This is a genomic window from Pseudonocardia sp. (assembly GCF_050250275.1).
In the GTDB taxonomy this organism is placed as follows: Bacteria; Actinomycetota; Actinomycetes; order Mycobacteriales; family Pseudonocardiaceae; genus Pseudonocardia.
Genome location: NZ_JBFWOY010000034.1, coordinates 1 through 20,651 on the forward strand (window position 1 = coordinate 1; position 20,651 = coordinate 20,651).

The 20,651-nt window shown below is 74.6% G+C and carries 16 protein-coding genes; 6 read left to right on the top strand and 10 right to left on the bottom strand.

Annotated features, from left to right (window positions below):
* Positions 1-154: 154 nt before the first annotated feature.
* The gene (locus AB7F12_RS25720; RefSeq protein WP_428502637.1) at positions 155-1,282 is read right to left on the bottom strand and encodes a glutamate-cysteine ligase family protein; all 1,128 of its coding nucleotides are present in this window, start codon (positions 1,280-1,282) and stop codon (positions 155-157) included.
* Positions 1,283-1,645: 363 nt separating this feature from the next.
* Here AB7F12_RS25720 and AB7F12_RS25725 point away from each other — a divergent pair, with 363 nt between their 5' ends.
* Positions 1,646-2,260, top strand: a complete 615-nt coding sequence (locus AB7F12_RS25725; protein ID WP_428502638.1) for a nitroreductase family protein — start codon at positions 1,646-1,648, stop codon at positions 2,258-2,260.
* A 25-nt stretch (positions 2,261-2,285) separates the two neighbouring features.
* On the opposite strand, the gene AB7F12_RS25730 is transcribed toward AB7F12_RS25725, so the two are convergent.
* On the bottom strand, positions 2,286-3,710 hold the full coding sequence (locus tag AB7F12_RS25730) for an RNB domain-containing ribonuclease (protein WP_428502639.1): 1,425 nt from the start codon (positions 3,708-3,710) through the stop codon (positions 2,286-2,288).
* Between the two features lie 430 nt (positions 3,711-4,140).
* Between AB7F12_RS25730 and AB7F12_RS25735 the strand changes: the two genes are divergently transcribed.
* Both AB7F12_RS25735 and AB7F12_RS25740 read left to right on the top strand, forming a co-directional pair.
* On the top strand, positions 4,141-4,308 hold the full coding sequence (locus tag AB7F12_RS25735) for a hypothetical protein (RefSeq protein ID WP_428502640.1): 168 nt from the start codon (positions 4,141-4,143) through the stop codon (positions 4,306-4,308).
* Positions 4,309-4,388: 80 nt separating this feature from the next.
* On the top strand, positions 4,389-5,045 hold the full coding sequence (locus AB7F12_RS25740) for a hypothetical protein (RefSeq protein WP_428518017.1): 657 nt from the start codon (positions 4,389-4,391) through the stop codon (positions 5,043-5,045).
* Positions 5,046-5,237: 192 nt separating this feature from the next.
* Here the strand turns inward: AB7F12_RS25740 and AB7F12_RS25745 are convergent, their stop codons facing one another.
* The 3 genes from AB7F12_RS25745 to AB7F12_RS25755 form a co-directional block, all read right to left on the bottom strand.
* Positions 5,238-5,960: a maleylpyruvate isomerase family mycothiol-dependent enzyme gene (locus tag AB7F12_RS25745; RefSeq protein WP_428502642.1), complete on the bottom strand. Its 723-nt coding sequence runs from the start codon at positions 5,958-5,960 to the stop codon at positions 5,238-5,240.
* A complete protein-coding gene (locus AB7F12_RS25750) occupies positions 5,957-6,790 on the bottom strand; it encodes a fumarylacetoacetate hydrolase family protein (RefSeq protein ID WP_428516906.1) in 834 nt (277 codons plus the stop codon). Before AB7F12_RS25750 ends, AB7F12_RS25745 begins: the two co-directional genes overlap by 4 nt.
* A gap of 256 nt (positions 6,791-7,046) precedes the next feature.
* Positions 7,047-9,422, bottom strand: a complete 2,376-nt coding sequence (locus AB7F12_RS25755) for a xanthine dehydrogenase family protein molybdopterin-binding subunit (protein WP_428499689.1) — start codon at positions 9,420-9,422, stop codon at positions 7,047-7,049.
* Positions 9,423-9,653: 231 nt separating this feature from the next.
* Between AB7F12_RS25755 and AB7F12_RS25760 the strand changes: the two genes are divergently transcribed.
* Positions 9,654-11,312, top strand: a complete 1,659-nt coding sequence (locus tag AB7F12_RS25760) for a fumarate hydratase (RefSeq protein WP_428499688.1) — start codon at positions 9,654-9,656, stop codon at positions 11,310-11,312.
* A gap of 170 nt (positions 11,313-11,482) precedes the next feature.
* Here AB7F12_RS25760 and AB7F12_RS25765 read toward each other — a convergent pair whose 3' ends face one another.
* From AB7F12_RS25765 to AB7F12_RS25775, 3 genes are all read right to left on the bottom strand, one after another.
* Positions 11,483-12,328 (bottom strand): serine hydrolase, encoded by an 846-nt coding sequence (locus AB7F12_RS25765; protein ID WP_428499687.1) that lies wholly within the window; start codon positions 12,326-12,328, stop codon positions 11,483-11,485.
* Positions 12,329-12,394: 66 nt separating this feature from the next.
* Entirely contained in the window at positions 12,395-15,208 is a 2,814-nt protein-coding gene (locus AB7F12_RS25770; RefSeq protein ID WP_428499686.1) for a GNAT family N-acetyltransferase, read from the bottom strand.
* Positions 15,201-16,370 carry an acetoin utilization protein AcuC gene (locus tag AB7F12_RS25775; RefSeq protein ID WP_428499685.1) on the bottom strand — a complete coding sequence of 390 codons (1,170 nt, stop codon included), beginning with the start codon at positions 16,368-16,370 and terminating at the stop codon, positions 15,201-15,203. The genes AB7F12_RS25770 and AB7F12_RS25775 overlap by 8 nt, the downstream gene beginning before the upstream one ends.
* Positions 16,371-16,508: 138 nt before the next feature.
* Here AB7F12_RS25775 and AB7F12_RS25780 point away from each other — a divergent pair, with 138 nt between their 5' ends.
* Both AB7F12_RS25780 and galE read left to right on the top strand, forming a co-directional pair.
* A complete protein-coding gene (locus AB7F12_RS25780; protein ID WP_428499684.1) occupies positions 16,509-17,231 on the top strand; it encodes a metal-dependent transcriptional regulator in 723 nt (240 codons plus the stop codon).
* Between the two features lie 177 nt (positions 17,232-17,408).
* Positions 17,409-18,371, top strand: coding sequence for a UDP-glucose 4-epimerase GalE (gene galE, locus AB7F12_RS25785; protein WP_428499683.1), 963 nt, complete (start codon positions 17,409-17,411; stop codon positions 18,369-18,371).
* 68 nt (positions 18,372-18,439) lie between these two features.
* Here galE and AB7F12_RS25790 read toward each other — a convergent pair whose 3' ends face one another.
* Together AB7F12_RS25790 and AB7F12_RS25795 are read right to left on the bottom strand one after the other, a co-directional pair.
* Positions 18,440-19,498, bottom strand: a complete 1,059-nt coding sequence (locus AB7F12_RS25790) for a DUF4192 domain-containing protein (protein WP_428499682.1) — start codon at positions 19,496-19,498, stop codon at positions 18,440-18,442.
* A 244-nt stretch (positions 19,499-19,742) separates the two neighbouring features.
* On the bottom strand, positions 19,743-20,621 hold the full coding sequence (locus AB7F12_RS25795; protein ID WP_428499681.1) for a M23 family metallopeptidase: 879 nt from the start codon (positions 20,619-20,621) through the stop codon (positions 19,743-19,745).
* Between the last annotated feature and the right edge of the window lie 30 nt (positions 20,622-20,651).

Here is a 20,651-nt window from a genome sequence, read left to right on the forward strand (position 1 = left end):
CGTCGCGGCGGAGCTCAACGGCCGACCGCGGGAGACGTTGGGCTGGGACAGCCCAGCCCAACGTCTCGCTACCGTGTTGCCCACACCGAACTAACAGCAGTGTTGCCACGACCCCACGAATCCACCCGGATGGCGCGACTGTGCCGTTCGTCGGTCAGGGGGTCGGGCGCAGGCCCGCCACCGGGTGGCCGTCGGCGAAGAGCGCCAGCATGTCGACGGCCGGGCATGCCCGCGCGGCCGCCCGCTCGGTGAGCCGGTCGAGGCGGGCGAGGTCGTCGTCGCGGCCCGTGAGCGCGGCGCGGGCGGCGGCGAGCAGCGCGGTCGTGCCCTCGACGACCCACGGATCGCCCAGCCCCGCGACGGCGGCGCGCTGGTGGGCCGCCGCGTCGGGGACGAGGGCGCGGCCACCGAGCGTGGTGTCGAGGACCAGGCCGGTGAGCAGGCTCAGCAGCTCGCCGTAGAGGGCCGGGTCGGGGCAGGCGTCGAAGGCCTTGAACTCGATGCGCCCCACCTCGGCGGGCAGCCGCGCGGGCTGGGTGAGCGACGGGTCGGTGTCGAGCATCCGGTCGCGGTCGGCGACGCCGTCGAGGAACACCATGGCGGCGGGCCGTGCGCCGGTCCGGACCGCGGTGCGCGCCGAGAGCCCGCCCCACGCGACACCGTCGCGGAACGGCGAGGAGAACGACAGCGGCACCAGCCACGGGCTGTAGTGGGTGAGCTTGGCGCCGACGTCGATCAGCTCGTCGACACCGATGCCCGCGCACGACAGGTTGAGGTCGGGGCCGTAGGTGACCATGTGCAGGTGCGCGGTGCGCTCCTCCGGCGAGCCGGTGCGGTGCCGCACCTCCCACGCGTTGTAGGGCGGGTCGACGGGGTAGCTGGAGCGGATCGGGTTGAACCCGATCGCGACCGTCGTGAACCCGGCCGCGGCGGCGACGGCGTCGAGGGCCTGCTGGTCGGCGCGCATGGCGTCGACGGCGCCGTCGACGGAGTCGTGGATGCGCGTGCGGATCTCGATGCCCTTGGGGTCGCAGCGGACGAACCCGCCGTCGTCGTCGAAGCGCTCGAACCCTTCGACGTACCACCGCTTCCGTTTGATGCCCTGGTCACCGACGCGCAGGTCGGTGAGGTCGGCCGGATCCTCGGGCAGGGCGTCGACGAGGGCCTGCGCCTCGGCGAACCCCAGTCGGGTGAAATCGGCAAATCTTCCGTCGGCGCTCAGGAGCGCGCACTCGTGTTCGATTCCGTAACGGAATGAACGCTGGGACGGGTGTCGGACCACCCGGAACTCCTCGTGCAGCAGCCACCAGCGTGATACTGGTGGGACCAATGGGACTGATGGGACGAAAGTGGTCACAGAACGCTCCCGGACCGTGACCGCACGCAGGAGTGACGCACACTGCGAGAATTAAGGGTAGCCTTACGCTATTCCGGCGGCACCGAGCCGGACACGCGTGCCGGTCCGGGCCACCACCCGCGGGCGGCGTCCCGTTCGGCCCACCGGCCGGACACAGCACCGAGGCGCGGCGACACCGGCCGCGACACCGCACGCGACAGCCTGCGCAACACCGCACGCCACACCGCACGCCACGCCCGGCCGCACCCCCAGCGGCGCACCCGCAAGCCGACCCACCGGAGCCGACACGTGACGAGAGCCGCCACCGGACCGAGAGCCGCAGAGCTCGACGCGCCCGCCCCCGGACCCGCCGACGCCGTCCTCACCGGGCTGCGCGAACGCCGATCCAGCGCGGGGCTCGCCGAACCGGCGCCCACCCCCGAGGAGCTGCGGGCGATGATGACGGCCGCGATGTCGGCCCCCGACCACGGCCGGCTCACGCCGTACCGCTTCGTCGTCGTCGACACCGCGGCCCGCGCCGCCCTCGGCGAGACGCTGGCCGAGGCCCACGCCGAGCGCGCCCCCGAGGCCACCGCCGCCGAGCTCGACCGCATGCGCGCCAAGGCCTACCGGGCACCGGCGATCGTCGTCGTCGTGGCCGCCCCGCAACCGCACCCGACGATCCCCGCATGGGAGCAGCGCGCCACCGCCGCCTGCGTCGCCCACGGTGTCGTCCTGGCCGCCGACGAGCTCGGCTACGGCGCGATCTGGCGCACCGGCTGGTTCGGCGAGGCCCCGAAGGTCCGTGCCCACCTCGGGCTGGCCGACCACGAGGACATCACCGGCTGGATCTACCTGGGCACACCGACCACCCGGCCGGCACCGCGGCCCGTCGTCGAGCCCGCGATCACCTGGCTGACCTGAGCCGCTCCCCCGCTGACCCGGCGGCTCACGGCTCCGCGGTGAACTCGACCCGGCCCGTCGCCGGCTCCGCCGCCGACAGCCGCGCGGCGATCCGCTCACCCAGCCGCAGCGTCCCGTGGCAGCGCGCGAGCACCGGCGGGTCGAGCAGGTAGACCTCGCCGGGCTCCTCGCGCAACACGGTCACCTCGACCCGCTCCCCGATCCGCCCGGCCAGCAAGGTGGCCTCGGTGCGGTCGACGCAGGCCCGGTCGACCTTGCCCGCCACCGTGTCCGACGCCGACATCAGCGCGGGCAGGCCGGGCAGGGCCGCGCGCACCCATTCGGGCACCGGCTGCCCCGACGCGACCGCCAGGCACACCTCCGTGCCGTAGCGGTCCACGAGCCGTCGCAGCGGCGCCGTCACGTGGGCGTAGGGCGCGCCGATGCCGCCGTGACCGGGATCGGCGGGCGGCGGCGAGCCGGGGCCGTCGAACGCGGCGTAGCCCGCGCCGCGCAGCAGGGTCGTCGCGGCCCGGCGCAGCGCCAGCGCGTGCGGGGTGTCCAGCGGGAGACCGGCCAGGAACCGGGCGGGGGTCGTGGCGGCGGGCCAGTCGACGCCCAGCGCGGACGCGGTGGCACGCAGCGCCGCCACGGCGTCGGCGTCGGGAGCGGGCAGCGTACGCAGCACACCGACACCCGCATCGAGCATGAGCGAGGCCGCCGCCGTGCCGGTGAGCAGCGAGATCTCGGCGTTCCAGGTGTCGACGTCGACGCGCTCGCGGGCGCGGACCCTCCAGCCCCCGTTCCCGCCGGGGAGGACCTCCTGCTCGGGCAGCTCCAGCTCGATCGCGCCCCGCGCCACGGCCAGCTCGCGGCGCAGGCGCCCGACCGTGGGCAGCAACGCGATCGCCTCCGGCAGGGGGCGGCCGGCATCGAGGTCGGCCTGCACGCCGCCGTAGTCGAGCCGCGACCGCGACCGCACGACCGCCCGCTCGACCGTGACGGCGGTCCGCTCACCGGTGGCGTCGAGGTCGATCGTCCAGAGCACCGCGGGGCGCGGCCCGTCGGGGAGCAGGCTGGCCGCGCCCTCCGAGAGCACGGGCGGGTGCAGCGGCACCGCCCCGTCGGGCAGGTAGACGGTCTGCCCGCGGCGGCGGACCTCCTCGTCGAGCACACCCCCCGGGGCGACGACGGCGGCCAGGTCCGCGATCGCGTAGTGCACCCGGAACCCGTTGCCGCGCGCCACGATCCCGACGGCCTGGTCGAGATCCTTGGAGCCGGGCGGGTCGATCGTCACCAGCTCGACGGCGGTGGCGTCGCGGCGGCCGGGCCCGACGCCCGGCACGTCGTCGGCGGCGGCGCGGGCCGCCTCGGCCAACACCGCGGCCGGGAACTCCGCGGGCAGGGCGAACTCCGTCCGCACGGCGTCGAAGTCGGGGTGGACGGTCGCGGCGGCGGGCTCGGCAGGCACGGCGCGAGGGTGTCACGATCAGCCGCTGCGCGACACGCCACGCGCCCACCGGCGCTGCGACGTGTCACCCGTCGTGCGCGACACGCCCGGGAGCGGCGTGGCGGACCCGGCGTGTCGTGGATCACCGCACCGCCCGGACCGGCTCCCTGCGAGGCCCCGCCATGCCCCCCTGCGTCGTGCGCGGCCCCCCGCGGGCCGACGACGTCGGACCAGCTCCTGCTGCGCCGCAACGGTCACGAGATCATCACGGCCCCGACCGCGGGCCGGGTCGCCCCGAGGAGCCCGAGCGGGCACCGCCGCGGCCGAAGGTTCCCAGGTCGACGCCATGTCCGGATGCGCAGCGGACCGCGTCGCGCCCGACTGGACAACGGCCCGGCACGGGTCCACATTGAGGTCACGAAGCAATATCGTTCCGGTCTCAGGAGGAAGCATGAAGCTGGGTCGCAAGATCGCCGAGGGTGTCGCCGTCGACCTCGACGCCGAGCCGAAGGTCGCGTCAGCGGAAACCCCCACCGAGCCCGAGAACACCCGCACCGAGGCCCCCGTCACCGCTGAGAAGCGGGCCGAGGTTCGCGTCGAGCGGCACGCCGGGGTCTGATCCGCATGGTGTGGCCGGCCGCTCGCGTCCCACGCGAACAGTCGGACAAGCCGCTCCCGGGATTCAAGCTGGCCTACCCGATGCTGTCGGCAGACGGCACGGCGACCGGCTTCAGCGGGGTGACACTCGGTCGCGCACACGTCTACCGCGCGGTCGACGACGCCATCTGCGTGCACGGATCCCGGCACAGCTGCCCGTCCCGCTGGTGCGACTGCGGGTTCTACTGTTTCAACGACGCCAGGGCCGCCCGAGACCTGGCGTGCGAACCGGACTACCGCGGAGCGGTCCTCCTCGAGGTCGCCGTCTCCGGCCGGTACCGCCGGTACGAGCGCGGCCTGCGCTACTCGCGTCAGCGGGTGCGCACGGTCGAGCTGGGCAGGTGCGAGTGCGGGCGGTCCGCCTCGGTCCTGTCCGACTCGGGAACGGGGAGCCTCGGCTGGCGCAAGCTCCTCCCGATCTGCCCGACCTGTGTCGGAGACCGGCCCGTGCTCACGGCGGACGGTTTCGCCAGGCTGAGCGGAGGCACCATCGTCGTGACGGCAGAACCCAGCGCGGCGGGACCGGTCGGCCCGCTCGCAGGACTCGCCACCACGCAGACCCTGGTGGGCGCGGAGTCGCCGGGCGCGGTCGCCGTCCTCGGTGCAGAACTCGCACTCCTGCAGGCCAGGCTCGACGAGGTGCAGCAGCGCCTCGACGACCTGACCCGCACCCGCGAGCCCGACGAGCAGGAAGGCTGAGCACGGCAGGAAAGGCGCCGGGTCCCGGCCGGCGGCAGTGGTCACGCCGACGGCCGGGACGGCTCGCCGGCACGAACGACGCGGCCCGTCGCCGCGCCCGACCGGTCATCGGGCGCAGGGACGGGCCGCGTCGCGTCCGTGCCCACGTCCGCGTCCACGGGGGTCGCCGCGGCGGCGGGCCCTGCCCCGGGATCAGAGCCAGCCGGGCAGGTCCGGCGGCGCCGTGCCGTCCTCGCGACGCACCGCGCGGCTGCGGCCACGCCCGGACAGCCACGCCGCCAGGTCGGCCAACGGCCCGACCACCCGGACCGCCGGCCCCGACACGTCCCCGACCGTCCACTCGCGGTCGCCCTCGGCGGTGACCAGCCGGATCGCGGGGATGCCGGGACGCCGCGAGAGGTCCGCGGCGACGTCGTCGACGAGCTCGACGGCCATCGGCACGGGCATGTCGGCGAACGAGGCACCCGCGTCGAGGTCGACCGCGTGGATCCACATCTCGCGGGCCCGCATCCACGGAATCCGCGCCGCCGGCAGCTCGCTGCCGTCGCGGTGGCGCACGGTCGCCGACCAGGCCTCCTGCGGCATCTTCTTCACGACGTGCGACAGCCTGTCCGACGTCTCCTCCACGTCGGCACGGATCTCCGCGGGGGTGCGGGTGGCCCCCGCGGCGATGTCGGTGTCGCGCTGGGTCTCGCTCGCGTACGACGGCGTCTCCACACCCGTCCGCGCCCACGTCAACAGGTTGATCATGGCGTCGGCGTTGCGGGCCACATGGGTCAGCACGTGCGCGCGGGTCCAGCCGGGCAGCGCCGACGGCGCGGCGAACGCGTCGTCACCGAGCCGGTTCATCAGCCCACGCAGGTGTGCCGCGCCGTCGCCCGCCCAGGCGAGCGACACCTCGACCGGCGGGGTCACGACGAGATCGTCTCCTTGCGGCACACGTTGCGCAGCTGTCCCACGCCCTCCACCGTCGTCACCATCACCGTGCCGTCGACGAGCCAGCGCTGCGGGGTGCGCGCCGCGCCGACCCCGCCGGGGGTGCCCGTCGCGATGACGTCGCCGGGGTTGAGCGTGACGATCGACGACACGTACCTGACGAGGTCGACCGCGGAGAAGACCAGCTGGTCGGTGGTCGACGACTGGACGGTCTCGCCGTCGATCTCGGTGGTGATGCGCCAGCCCCCGTCGGGCAGCTCGTCGGGGGTGACCAGCCACGGACCCAGCGGGGTGCTGCGCTCGAACGTCTTGCCCTGCAGGAACTGTGACGTCCGGCGCTGGTAGTCGCGGATGCTGACGTCGTTCATCACGGTGTAGCCGGCGATCGCGGCTGCCGCGGCGGCGTCGCCGGCGTGGCGGACCGCCGATCCGATCACGACGGTGAGCTCGCACTCCCAGTCGGCGTTGTCCGACACCGCGGGCAGCACGACCTCGTCGTGGGCGCCGACGAGCGCGGGCGCGTACTTGGCGAACAGCGTCGGGTACTCGGGCAGCTCGTGGCCCATCTCCAGGACGTGGTCCCGGTAGTTCAGACCGGCGCAGATGATCTTCTCGGGGCTCGGCACGAGCGGCGCGTAGTCGAGGTCGGCGACCGGATGCGAGGGGCCGGCGGCGGTGGCGGCGCGCCGCGCCCAGTCCGGGTGCTCGAGCAGGGCGCGCACGTCGGCGTCCCCGGTCTCCACCGCACTGCTCTCGTCGACGCGGACCGCGCGGGTCCCCGTCGCGGTGCGGATGGTGGCCAGTCTCATCGTTCCTCCTCGGTGCGGGACGCCCGGCAGTGTCCCCCTCCCGGTGCCCTCCTGCCGAGGAGGGGTGGGCGACGACGATCTTCGGCCGCGTGTCCGGGCCGTGCCGGACCGCCGGTCGGGACGTGGTCCCGACCGGCGACGTCCTGGTAGGACACCCGTACGGCTTCGCGGGCCGCCCGCGCGGGAGCCCGGCGCGCGATCGATGTGATTCGCGCCGCCTTGATCGACCCAGCTCGGCCCCGCGGGCGCGGACCGCTCAGATCGCGCCCGTCTCCTCCGCCTCCCCGCCCCGCACCGGCAGGTCGGCGAACACCGCGGGCGGCTCGCGCCACAGGTCGGCCGGGCCACCCGCCTTCGCCTCCTGCACCGCCCGCCACACCCGCTCCGGGGTGCACGGCAGGTCGATGTGGCGCACCCCGAGGTGGCTGACCGCGTCGACGACCGCGTTCTGCACCGCAGGCGTCGACCCGACCGTCGCCGACTCGCCGATCCCCTTGGCGCCCAACACGTTCATCGGCGTCGGGGTCTCCGTCGTCGCCGTCTCCCAGCTGATCAGGTCGGCCGCCGACGGCATCCGGTAGTCGGCGAGCGTCGCCGTGGTCGGCTGCCCCGCGTCGTCGTAGCGGACCTCCTCGTACAACGCCTGCGCGATGCCCTGGGCCAGCCCACCGTGCTGCTGCCCCTCCACGAGCAGCGGGTTGAGGATGCGGCCGCAGTCGTCGACGGCGACGTGGCGGCGCATGGTGACGCGCCCGGTGTCGGTGTCGACCTCGACCACCGACACGTGCGCCCCGAACGGGAACGTCGCCCCCGCCTGCCGCGCGTCGAGACCCGCGAACAGCTCCTCCCCCGCGTCGGACGCCGCGCTCGCCACCTGGTCCCACGACACCGTCACCGTCGGCACACCCGCGACACCGAACACCGAGCCGGCGCCGTTGCCGTCGACGAGCGTCACGTCGTCGGCCGCCGCCTCGAGCAGCTCCGCGGCCCGGCGACGGGCCTGCGCGAGCACGTCGTCGGCCGCCGCGGAGACCGCCGAGCCACCCATCTGCAGCGACCGCGACCCGCCCGTGCCCCCACCCCGCGGCACCAGCGCGGTGTCGGACTGCACGAAGCTGATGCGCTCCATGGGGATCCCGAGCGTGTCCGAGGCGATCATCGCGAACGCCGTCGCGTGTCCCTGGCCGTGGCCCGACGTGCCCGCCGACACCGTCGCGCTCCCGTCGGCGTGCACCCGCACCGAACCGAACTCGGTACCGCCGCCACCGGCCGTGATCTCGACGTAGACGCTGATCCCGATACCCAGCTGCACCGGGTCGCCCGCCTCGCGCCGGCGCCGCTGCTCCTCCCGCAACGCGTCGTAGTCGACCAGCCGCAACGCCTCCCGCAGCGGCAGGTCGTAGTCGCCGACGTCGTAGGCCGCGCCCACGACCGTCGTCAGGGGGAACGCGGCCGGGTCGAGGAAGTTGCGGCGCCGCAGCTCCGCCGGGTCCATGCCCAGCTCGGCGGCCGCGATGTCGACGATCCGCTCCAGGTGCGCCGCCGCCTCCGGCCGGCCCGCACCGCGGAACGCCCCCATCGGCGTCGTGTTCGTCATCGCGACGACCGCGTCGTAGCCGACCGCCGGGATGTCGTAGACGCCCGGCGCCATCACGTAGGTCATGTTCATCGGCAGCGCCCCGCCGAACCACGCGTACGCGCCGCCGTTGCCGACGACCCGCGCCCGCATCCCGGTGAACCGGCCCTCCCGGGTCAGCCCCAGCTCGTAGTAGCCGATCTGGTCGCGCCCGTGCGGCATCGAGACGAGGTTCTCCGAGCGGGTCTCCACCCACGACACCGGGCGGCCCAGCGCCAGCGCCGCCCCGACCGCCGCCGTGTGCTCGGCGATCATGCCCGCCTTGCCGCCGAACCCGCCGCCCACGTGCGGCGCGATCACCCGGGTGCGATCCCTGTCCAGGGAGAACAGCCCGCACAGCTGCGCGTGGAAGCCGTGCGGCATCTGCGTCGACACGTGGACGACCAGGTCGTGGCCGTCGTCACCGCGCGGATCGACGACGATCGCGTTGCCCTCCATGGGCACCACGGCGAGGCGCTGGTTGACCATCCGCGCCCGGACGACGACGTCGGCCCCCGCCAGCGGGTCCGGCCCGCCCGAACGCAGACCCGTCGTCAGGTTGGTGCCGCGCTCCGGGAACGCCAGCGGCGCACCGGCCGCGAGCGCCTCCTCGGCGTCGACGACCGCGTCCAACGGGTCGTAGTCGACCTCCACGAGCTCGACGGCGTCGACCGCCGCCGCCTTCGACGCGGCGACGATCATCGCGACCACCTCGCCGACGAACCTGACCTTGTCGCGCGCGAGCGGTGGGCGCGGAATGTCCTTGTTGACCGGCATCAGCCCGTGATGGGCCGGAAGATCGAGATCGGCCGCCGTGTAGACCGCCACGACACCCGGGGCCGCGGCGGCCTCCGACGTGTCGATCGCGGTCAGAGCGGCATGTGCGAATGGGGAACGGACGAAAGCGACGTGCAGCAACCCCTCGATCGGGAGGTTGCCCACGTACGACCCGCGACCGGTGAGCAGTTCCGGGTCCTCGACCCGTCGGACCGCGGTGCCCAGCAGGGATCCAGCCATGTGTCGCACATTACGACCCGATCCCCGTCACGGCCCTGCCTGATCCACCACACCGGGCGGGTTGACGGCTCGGAGCAGGTCAGGGAGGGTGGGGCACAGGGCGTTCCGCCCGCCCACCCCGCGACTCCGGCCCACCCCGGCGGTCGCGTGCCCCGGGAGGTCGGACCGGTCGGGGGCCGGTCCGACCTCCCGACCACCTCACCGGGCGGTTGCCGTGGGTACGGTCCTCCCATGCCCGAGTTCCACCACATCGACGTGCTCCCGCTCGGCCCCGACGACACCGAGTACCGGCGGCTCGACCTCGACCCCGGGACCGTCGTCACCGCGCCCGAACTGGGCGGCCGCACCTTCCTGCAGGTCGATCCCACGACGATCACCTCACTGGTCAAGCAGGCCGTCAACGACATCCAGCACCTGCTGCGCCCCTCGCACCTGGCCCAGCTGCGCGCGATCGTCGACGACCCCGAGGCGTCGGCCAACGACCGCTTCGTCGCGACCGACCTGCTGCGCAACGCCTGCGTCTCCGCAGGCGGGGTCCTCCCGATGTGCCAGGACACGGGCACCGCGATCGTCGTCGCCAAGCGCACCGAGACCGTGCTCACCGGCGGCGACGACGAACGCGCCATCTCCCGCGGCATCCACGAGGCCTACGCCGAGCTGAACCTGCGCTACTCGCAGATGGCGCCGACGTCGTTCTGGGACGAGCGCAACACCGGCACCAACCTCCCCGCCCAGGTCGAGCTGTACTCCGCGCCCGGCGAGAAGCCCAAGTACGAGTTCCTCGTCATGGCCAAGGGCGGCGGCTCGGCCAACAAGACCTTCCTCTACCAGGAGACCAAGGCGCTGCTGAACCCGGCGAAGCTTGCCCGGTTCCTCGACGAGAAGCTCCGCTCCCTCGGCACCGCCGCCTGCCCGCCCTACCACCTGGCGATCGTCGTCGGCGGCATGTCGGCGGAGTTCACGTTGAAGGTCGCGAAGCTGGCCTCGGCCCGCTACCTCGACTCGCTGCCCGACGCCGGCAGCGGCGACGGCTCCGCCTTCCGCGACCGCGACCTCGAACAGCAGGTCCTCGAGCTCACCCGCAACTTCGGGATCGGCGCCCAGTTCGGCGGCAAGTACTTCTGCCACGACGTCCGCGTCATCCGGCTCCCCCGCCACGGCGCCTCGCTGCCCGTCGGCATCGCCGTGTCGTGCTCGGCCGACCGCCAGGCCAAGGCCAGGATCACCGCCGACGGCGTGTTCCTCGAGCAGCTCGAACGCGACCCCGCCCGCTACCTGCCCGACACCGAGGCCGACGACCTGTCCGACGAGGTCGTGCGCGTCGACCTCAACCGGCCGATGGACGAGATCCGCGCCCAGCTCTCGACGCTGCCCGTCAAGACCCGGGTCTCGCTCACCGGGCCGCTCGTCGTCGCCCGCGACATCGCGCACGCCAAGATCGCCGAACGTCTCGACGCCGGCGAGCCCATGCCGCAGTACCTGCGCGACCACCCCGTCTACTACGCCGGCCCCGCCAAGACGCCCGACGGCTACGCCTCGGGCTCCTTCGGGCCCACCACCGCCGGCCGGATGGACTCCTACGTCGAGCAGTTCCAGGCCGCCGGCGGGTCACTGGTCATGCTGGCCAAGGGGAACCGCTCCAAGCAGGTCACCGACGCCTGCGCCACCCACGGCGGGTTCTACCTCGGCTCCATCGGCGGGCCCGCCGCCCGCCTCGCACAGGACTGCATCCGCAAGGTCGACGTCCTGGAGTACCCCGAGCTGGGCATGGAAGCGGTCTGGAAGATCGAGGTCGAGGACTTCCCCGCGTTCGTCGTGGTCGACGACAAGGGCGAGGACTTCTTCGCCTCGACGTCGCAGCCCACGCTGCAGGTGGGCTTCCGCCGCTGACCTGCCGCGTTCTCGGCGTTCTCGACGTTCTCGACGTTCTCGACGTTGTCGGGGTTCTCGGGGTTCTTGGCGTTCTCGGTGCGTGAGGTGCCTGCGGCCGGCCGGGGTGGCCGGCCGCAGGCGGTCCGTGGTGCCGGGTCCGCCGCAGGGCGGGCCCGGCGCCGGGCGGGTCAGGCGGCGTCCAGGGGCGCCAGCGCCGCCGCGACCGCCCCGTCGACGACCGAGCGCCCCGCATCGGCCCCCGCCGACGTCGGGCCGACGGTCAGCACGGCCACGACGAACCGGTCGCCCGTGCCGACCAGGCCGGCGCTGTGCAGGTACAGCCGGGAGCCGTAGTACATCCAGCCCTGCTTCGCGTCGGCGCCGCCGACCTGCGCCGGGTCGAGCAGGCCGAACGCCTGGTCGAACCCGTCCGCGCCCTCCCGGGTCGCCGCACCGAGCGCATCCAGGACCAGGTCCCGGCCCGCCGGTGACAGCCCGGTCAGCACGAAGTCGTAGACCGCGACGACGTCGCGCGCCGAGATCAGCGTCTCGCCCCACTGCGACGGGTCCTGCGGCGGGGCCGAGTCGGTCAGGCCGGCCAGCGCGATCGTGTCCCGGATCGACTCCGGCCCGCCGAACTTCACCCACAGCGCGTTCATGGCGCCGTCGTCACTGCTGGTCAGGGCGGCGTCGATGTCCGCACGGTCGTCGTCGGTCAACGTGACCTCGCCCGTGTCGGCGCGATGCAGGACCGACACCACCGTGTACAGCTTCGAGACCGACGCCGAGTAGATCTGCTGTGCGCCCGCCGCCCCCACCGACTCCTGTCCCTGCGCGGTGTCGCGGACCGCGACCGCGATCGTGGCGTCGGTACCGGCCGCGTACTCGTCGACGGCCCGGGTCGACGCCGCCACCGCTGCGGCCGACAGCTCCGCCGCCTCCGCGTCGGCCGCGGGTTCCGCCGCCTCCGGGTCGGCCGCGGGTTCCGCCGCCTCGGGGTCGGCCGCGGGTTGGCCGCCGGTGTGCGCCGCCACCGCAGCGCCGCTGCCGGTCGCTGCCGGTCGCTGCCGCAGGAGTGTCGGGCCGCCCGGCCGGGTTGATCAGCCGAGGCGGCGGGGACCACCTCCGTCGTCACGCGTCGGGGGCGGGCCCAGCACCATCCGGGCGCCGGTGACCACGACGCCGTCGGGGCTCGCGATCGCCGGGTCGAGCACCACCGACCGCACCTCCGGCAGCTGCTCGGCCAACGTCCCGAGCCGCAGCACCAGCTCCTCCAGGGCCTCGAGCCGCACCGGCGGGTCGCCCCGGTACCCCGCCAGCAGGGGCGCGGCCCGTGGCGCGCGGACGAGGGCGGCGGCGTCGGCCGTCGAGACCGGGAGCACCCGGAACGCGCGGTCGCCGAGCAGCTCGGTCGCGAGCCCCGACAGCCCGAACGACAGCAGCGACCCGAACGACGGGTCGTCGACGACCTCCAGCACGCACGACAGGCCCCGCGGTGCCATCACCTGGACGTAGACCCGCTGCTCCGCGGTCTCCGCGACCAGGGCCGCGTAGGCCGCGCCGACCGCCTCGGGCCCGTCGAGGTCGAGCCGCACCCCGACGAGGTCGGAACGATGACGCCAGCGCGGTGCCGCCGACTTGATCGCCACCGGGTAGCCGAGCTCCGCGGCCGCGGCGGCCGCCTCGTCGGCCGAGGACACCAGCCGGAACGGCGCCACACCGATCCCGTAGCAGTCGAGGATCGCGAGGACGTCGGCGTCGGCCAGCTCGACACCGACCCCGGCCCGGTCGGCACGGGCCCGGTCGGCACCCGCGCGGTCGGCACCGGCCAGGTCGGGACCGACCGGGTCACCGGCGCGGTCGGGACCGGCGGTGCCGCCGGCTACGTCCGGTCCGGAGCCGGTGGCGGAGCAGAACCGCGCCACCAACGCGCGCGCCTCGTCGGTACGGGTGCCCTCCGGGGTCACGAACTCACCCAGCGGGGTGGCCCGCCAGCGGGCGTAGCGCACCACCCGGCTCAGCGCCGCGACGGCCCGCTCGGGGCTGGCGTAGCTCGGCACCGAGCCCGGGCCGGGAGCGCCGTCGATGCCGCGTTCCGCGAGCTCGTCGGGGATCTCGTCGCCCGCCAGGAACGTCGTCACCACCGGCTTGCCCGATCCCGCGACGGCCTCCCGCAGCGCCCGCGCGTACGGGCCGCCGTCGGTCGCGACCGGCGGGACGAACACCGCGACGAGCGCGTCCACGTCGTCGGACCCGATCGCCGCGGACACCGCGGTCGCGAACTCCTCCGGTCCGGCCGCGGCGCCGATGTCGACCGGGTCACCGACGAGGTCGAGTCCTTCGTCGGCGATGCCGTCGGCGACCAGGACCCCCAGCGCCGTCGAGTTGCCGACGACGGCGACCCGTGGCCCGGCGGGCAGCGGCTGGTGCGCGAGCAGCAGACCGGTGTCGAACAGCTGCGCGACCGTCTCGACCCGGATCACGCCGGACTGCTCGAACAGCGCCTGGACACTGGAGTCATCGATCGGGACCGCGCGCGAGGACCGCAACGGCAGGGGCACCCGACGACCGCTCTTGACCGCCACGACCGGAGTGGTACGGGCCAGCCGGCGGGCGAGCCTGCCGAACTTGCGCGGGTTGCCGAACGTCTCCAGGTAGAGCAGGACGACGTCGGTGTCCGGGTCGCTCTGCCAGTACTGCAGCAGGTCGTTGCCGGAGACGTCGGCGCGGTTGCCTGCGGAGACGAACGTCGAGAACCCGAGGCCGCGGCGGGTGGCCGCCTGCAGCAGCGCGATGCCCAGCGCGCCCGACTGGGCGAAGAACCCGACCCGACCGGCGCCGGGCAGCGCCGGCGCGAGGGTGGCGTTGAGCCGCACCGACGCCGCGGTGTTCGCCACCCCCAGGGCGTTGGGCCCGACGACCCGCATCCCGTGCGCCCGCGCCGCCTGCACCATGCGGCGCTCCGCGACGAGGCCGTGGGTGCCGGCGTCGGCGAACCCGGAGCTGACGACGATGAGCGCCTTGACCCCCTTGGCCAGACAGGAGTCCATGACCTCGTCGATGCCGGCCGCGGGCACGGCCACGACGGCGAGGTCGACCTCGTCGGGGATCTCGGTGACCGACGCGTAGGCCCGCACCCCGCGCACCGACCGGGCGTCGGGGTTGACCGGGTACACGGCGCCACCGAAGTTGCCGCGCAACAGGTTCAGGAACACGGCGTGCCCGATCTTCGACGGATCGGTCGAGGCGCCAATGACCGCCACCGAGCGCGGGTGCAGCACGTTGTGCACGCTGCGCGCCTCGGCCGCCTGCTCGCGCGCGTCGCGCACGGCCAGCGACCGCTCGGTGGGGTCGATGTCGAACTCGAGGTGCAGCACGCCGCCGTCGTAGGCGCGGCTGACCTGGTACCCGGCCTCGCGGAACACCCGGACCATGGTGTGGTTCTCGACGAGCACCTCCGCCTCGAACCGGCGCAGGCCGCTCTCCCGGGCCGCCGCGGCAAGGTGCTCGAGCAGGATCGACCCGAGGCCCCGGCCCTGGTGGTCGTCGCGGACGACGAACGCGACCTCGGCCGACCCGCCGGGGGCGTCGCCGAGCCCCTCGTAGCGGCCGACGGCGACGATCTCGTCGCCGAGCAGGCAGACGAACGCGACGCGCCGGTGGTGGTCGACGGTGGTGAACCGTTCGAGGTCGCGCTGCGGGATCCGCGGGTAGGGGCCGAAGTAGCGCAGGTACCGGGTGCGCTCGGAGAGCCGGGAGTGGAAGTCGAGCAGCGCGTCGGCGTCGGCGGGCAGGATCGGGCGCAGGTGCAGGATGCCGCCGTCGGAGGCGACGACGTCGGCCTCCCAGTGGCGCGGGTAGCCGGGATCGGTCACGGGCTGCCCGGCCGGGGACGTGGTTGCCGGCTCAGTCACGGGGGTCGTCCGGGTCGAGGCCGTGCAGGGGGAACACGGCGCGGCGGACCTCGACGATCGTCGGGTCGACCGCGGCGAAGTCACCACCCCACGGTTCGAACGACGCGTTGGCGCCGTCGGTCATGTCGGTGGGCAGCGGGCGGCCGGTGAGGCTCGCGGCGTGGGCCACCCAGTCGGCCGGCAGCGGCCGGTTCGGGTCGACGTCGCGGTCGAGCACGATCCCCAGCAGATGCGTCCACGACCGGGGCACGACGCGGAACAGCGAGTACCCGCCGCCGCCGAGGACGAGCCACTTGCCGCCGGCCGTCGTGTCGGCGAGCTCGCGCATCCGGCGGTAGATCGCCCGCTGCCCGTCGACGGACAGCTCGAGGTTGGCCAGCGGGTCGTCGGAGTGGGTGTCGGCGCCGCACTCGCTGACCAGGACCTGCGGCTGGAACGAGGTCAGCAGCGACGGCACGATCGCCTCGAACGCCCGCAGCCAGCCCGCGTCGCCGGTGCCGGGCGCGAGCGGCACGTTCACCGCGTAGCCCGCGCCGTCGCCGGTGCCGAGCTCGCTCGCCCACCCCGTTCCCGGCCACAGCGTCAGCGGGTGCTGGTGCATCGAGACGGTCAGCACGCGCGGGTCGTCGTAGAACGCGGCCTGGACGCCGTCGCCGTGGTGGACGTCGACGTCGACGTAGGCGATCCGCTCGTAGCCCTGGTCGAGCAGCCACTGGATGGCCACCGCACAGTCGTTGTAGACGCAGAAACCCGCGGCCCGGTCGCGCATGGCGTGGTGCAGGCCGCCCGCGATGTTGACGGCCCGGTCGGCCCCCTCGGCGATGCGCCGGGCGGCGAGCAGCGAGCCGCCCGCGATCAGCGCGCTGGACTCGTGCATGCCGAAGAAGACCGGGTTGTCGCTGGTCCCGAGGCCGTGGCCGACCCCGAAGGGCAGCTCGGGCGCCGAGCGGACCGCCGTCAGGTAGGACGACGAGTGCACGCGTTCGAGCTCCTCGTCGGTGGCCGGTTCGGGCTCCAGGAGGGGCACGCCGTCGAGAACTCCGAGGCCGCGCGCGAGGCGCATCGTGAGGTCGAGACGGACGGGATTGAGCGGATGGTCCTCGGAGAGTTGGTAGTCGAGGAACCCCGGGGTCCACACGACTGCCGCGCTGCTGGCGCTCATGGTTGCCGACCGTAGGCCAGCGGGGCGGTCACGGCTGTGCCCACGCGCCGCAAGCCCGGCCTGACCGGCCGGGACGCGGCGGCGCTGCTGATGACGTTGCACCGATAGTATGGCCGTTGGACACGAAGGGGCCGACCCGTGAACGATCTGATCGATACCACCGAGATGTACCTGCGGACGATCTACGAGCTCGAGGAAGAAGGTGTCGTCCCGCTCCGCGCGCGGATCGCCGAGCGCCTCGGACAGAGTGGCCCGACCGTCAGTCAGACAGTGGCGCGGATGGAACGCGACGGTCTCGTCGTCGTGGCGGGCGACCGCCACCTCGAGCTGACCGAGGGCGGGCGGTCGCGCGCGATCGCCGTGATGCGCAAGCACCGCCTGGCCGAGCGCCTGCTCACCGACATCATCGGTCTGGAGTGGGAGCTCGTGCACGCCGAGGCGTGCCGATGGGAGCACGTGATGAGCGACGCCGTCGAGCGCAAGCTCGTCGCGCTGCTCGACAACCCGACCATCTCGCCGTACGGCAACCCGATCCCGGGACTGGGTGAGCTGTCGGAGCCGCAGGACCTGACGGGTCCGTCGAACGCGGCGGCACCGCCTCCGCTGGAGGTGGGTCTGCAGCGGCTCGACGAGTTCGCCCGCCGCGGCGGCGGCAAGGTCGAGGTGCGCCGGATCGCCGAGCACGTGCAGGTCGACGCCGACCTTATGGGTGAGCTCAAGCTGGTGGGCATCGTGCCCGGACGCGAGGTCGAGGTGCGCCCGATCTCCCGCTTCGGCGACTCGGTGCCCGTGGTCGCGGACGACGACGAGTCGACGGTCGCCCCGCTGATCGCCCACGCGGTCCTCGTCCGCGCCCGCTGACCCACGACCCGATCCGCCCATCCGTCCGCGCGTACCGACGCCCACCGTCACCGGAGCGGCCCACGGTCGTCCCCCGAGATCATGCCGTTGCGGTGACGTGAGAGCGTCTGCGTGCGCCGTCGGTGTTCCGCGCCCGCGGGCAACGGCGCCCGGGTGTCGCCGTGCGAGGAGGATCGCGTGAAGCTGCTGGTCACGGGTGGGGCGGGCTACGTCGGCAGCGTGTGCGCCGCCCATCTGCTGGAGGCCGGCCACGACGTCGTCGTCCTCGACGACCTGTCGACCGGGCACCGCGACGCCGTCCCCGACGGCGCACGGTTCGTGGAGGCCGATCTCGCGGAGGCCGCGGGCGACCTGCTGGGCGAGGGCTTCGACGGCGTGCTGCACTTCGCCGCGCGGTCGCTGGTCGGCGAGTCGGTGCAGAAGCCGGAGATCTACTGGCAGGGCAACGTCGTGACGACGCTGCGGCTGCTGGAGGCGATCCGTACCCACGGCACGGCGCGGCTGGTGTTCTCCTCGACCGCGGCGACCTACGGCGAGCCCGAGAGCGTGCCGATCCGGGAGGACTCCCCCACCCGCCCGACCAACCCGTACGGCGCCAGCAAGCTCGCGATCGACCACATGATCAGCTCCTACGCGGCCGCCCACGGCCTGGCCGCGACGAGCCTGCGGTACTTCAACGTCGCCGGCGCCCACGGTCGTTTCGGCGAGCGGCACACCGTGGAGACCCACCTGATTCCGATCGTGCTGCAGGTGGCGGCCGGGACGCGGGAGTCGGTGCAGATGTTCGGCGACGACTGGGACACCCCGGACGGCACCTGCGTGCGCGACTACATCCACGTCGACGACCTGGCCGACGCCCACCTGCGCGCACTGGACCGGGCGACGCCGGGGGTGCACGCGATCTACAACCTGGGCAACGGCCACGGGTTCTCGGTGCGTGAGGTCGTCGAGGCGTGCCGCGAGGTCACCGGGCACCCCGTCCCCGCCGTCGTCGCGCCGCGCCGGGCGGGCGACCCGGCCGTCCTGGTCGCCTCCAGCGAGCGGGCGCGCAGCGAGCTGGGCTGGACACCCACCCGGACCACGCTGGCCGCCATGGTCGGCGACGCGTGGCGCTTCGCCCAGCAACGACAGCACGCCTGAGGCCACCCGCACCGCGGCGGCAACACCACACCGCACCGCGGCGGCAACACCACACCGCACCGCGGCGGTCACGCCGGGCCGTCGGCGAGCCAGGCCCGTACCTGGGCGGGGCCGAACCCGTTCCCGAGGGCCTCGGCGAGCGCCTCGGCGAGGCCGTGCCCCGGCCACGCCCGGCGGGCCCGGTCGACCGCGACGTTGGCGAGCGCCCCGTCGCCGCGGCCGAGGGCGGCGACGGCGAGCAGCACCGCCGCCTCGGCCGACTCCGGCTCGGGGGTCTCGCGGACGAGCGCGGCCCACAGCTGCTCGGCCACCGCGGCGCGCGGGCCGACGCACGCGCGCAGGGCGACGTCGCGCACCTGCGGTGTCTGCAGGGCGAGGGCCAGGTCGAGGACGGTCGCGTCGTCGAGGACGAGGGTTCCGCAGGCGGTCGCGTCGAGCGCGGACTCCAGCGCGGCCGCCCGCGACGCCTCGTCACGGCACGCCGCGCGCAGCTCCAGCTCACGGTCGAACAGCGCGGACCGCCGGCGCAGGTCGTCGGGGTCGGGCGCCTCGAGGGCGGCGACGAGCTCCGCCCGGGAGGCCCGCACCACCGCGCCGGCGACGACGGCGGCGGCGGTCAGCGGCAGCGCCTCCGGGTCGGCGACCGTTCCGGCGCACCCGCAGGGCGCCGTGCAGGCCCAGGCGGCACCGGCGGTCGTCGCCGCGGCCCACACCTGCGTGCCGACGACGCCCACGCCGGCGGCGAGCAGTGCCGCGGCCGCGGCGTCGGCGAGGGCAGCGACGCCGGGGGCCGGCCCACCGTCGACCGCGGCGTCCACGACGACGACGGCCGCGCCGACCGGTCCGGCACCGGCGGCCTCGACGAGGCTGCGCGCCACCATGGCGCACAGCTCGTCGACCTCGGCGGCGGTCGCGCAACCCGGTGGGCCCGGCAGGTCGGCGCGCAGCGTCACACCGACGGTGCGGAGGCCCGGACCGTGCGTGGACACCACGACCAGCGAGCGTGCGGGATGGAACCCGAGCAGCACGGGGACGGCGGCGACGAGCTCGCCGGGTCCGCGTACCGAGGTGGGGGTGCGGCGGCCGGCGGGGTGGCGGGCCGAGCGGGAGGGGCCTGCGGGGGTCATGGCGCTATCGTGCGGGCCCCGGCCGCCGTCCGACGCCGGCGGACCGGTCGCCTGTGGACAGCCGGGTCCGAGACGAACCGCGAGACCGCGATGTGGATGGATCCCGGCCGCCCGCTCGCGCGACGACGCGGAGTGTCGGACCGTGCCACCCCGCGTCGGGGCCCGCGCGGGCGGGCGGGGGCACGTCACCCGGCGGGCCGCTCCCCCACGTACCCGGGAGCTGCTCACATCGCGGGCGGCACCGTCACTGGTAGCGGAAGCCGTGCGAGTTGAGCCAGCCGCGCGGGTCGATCTTCTTCCCGCCGGGGGTCTGGACCTCGATGTGCAGGTGCGGGCCGGTGGACTGGCCGCGGTTGCCGACCTCGGCGATCTGCTGCCCGGCGGTCACCTTCTGCCCGACCTTGACCAGCGACCGGTTGATGTGGCCGTAGACGGTGATGGTGCCGTCGGTGTGCTGGACCCGGACCCACAGGCCGAAGCCGCTGGCCGGGCCGGAGCTGATGACGACGCCGTCGAGCGGGACGCGGATCGGGGTGCCGATGGGCGCCGCGATGTCGAGGCCCGCGTGCGTCACGCCGCCGCGCATGCCGAAGCCGGAGCTGACGCGTCCGGTGACGACCTGCACCGCCCGCTGGGCGGCCTCCTCCGCGGCCCGGGCCTGCTCGGCCGCCTTCGCGGCGGCGGCCTGCTGTGCGGCGGCCTGCCGGGCGAGGGCGGCGTCGACCTGCTGGCGGGTGGAGGCGACGAGGTCGGCACCGCGCTCGGAGACGACCTGCAGGACGTCGGGTGAGATGACCGGAGTGTCGTCGGAGGCGAGGGCCACGACGTCGGCGCCGGTGACCGGCGCCGACTCGGTGGCGGGCGCTGCGGCCGCACCACCGACCGACGTGCCGGTGCTCAGCAGGGCCGTGACGTCGGGTGGCGAGATGGCGCCGCTGTGCACGGCCTGAGCCGTGACGGCGACGGCGCCGCCGGCGACGACGGTCGCGATGATGCGCGCAGGGAGCGCGCCGGACAGGGGGGTGGCGCGGTGCGCACCGCCGGTCCCCGGGCCCGTCGCGAGGACGGGCCACGGGGACCGCTGGTGCGCGCTACGGCCACTGGGGGAGCGATGCCGTGACACGACTTTCCTTCCGGATCCTGCGCCGCGGCC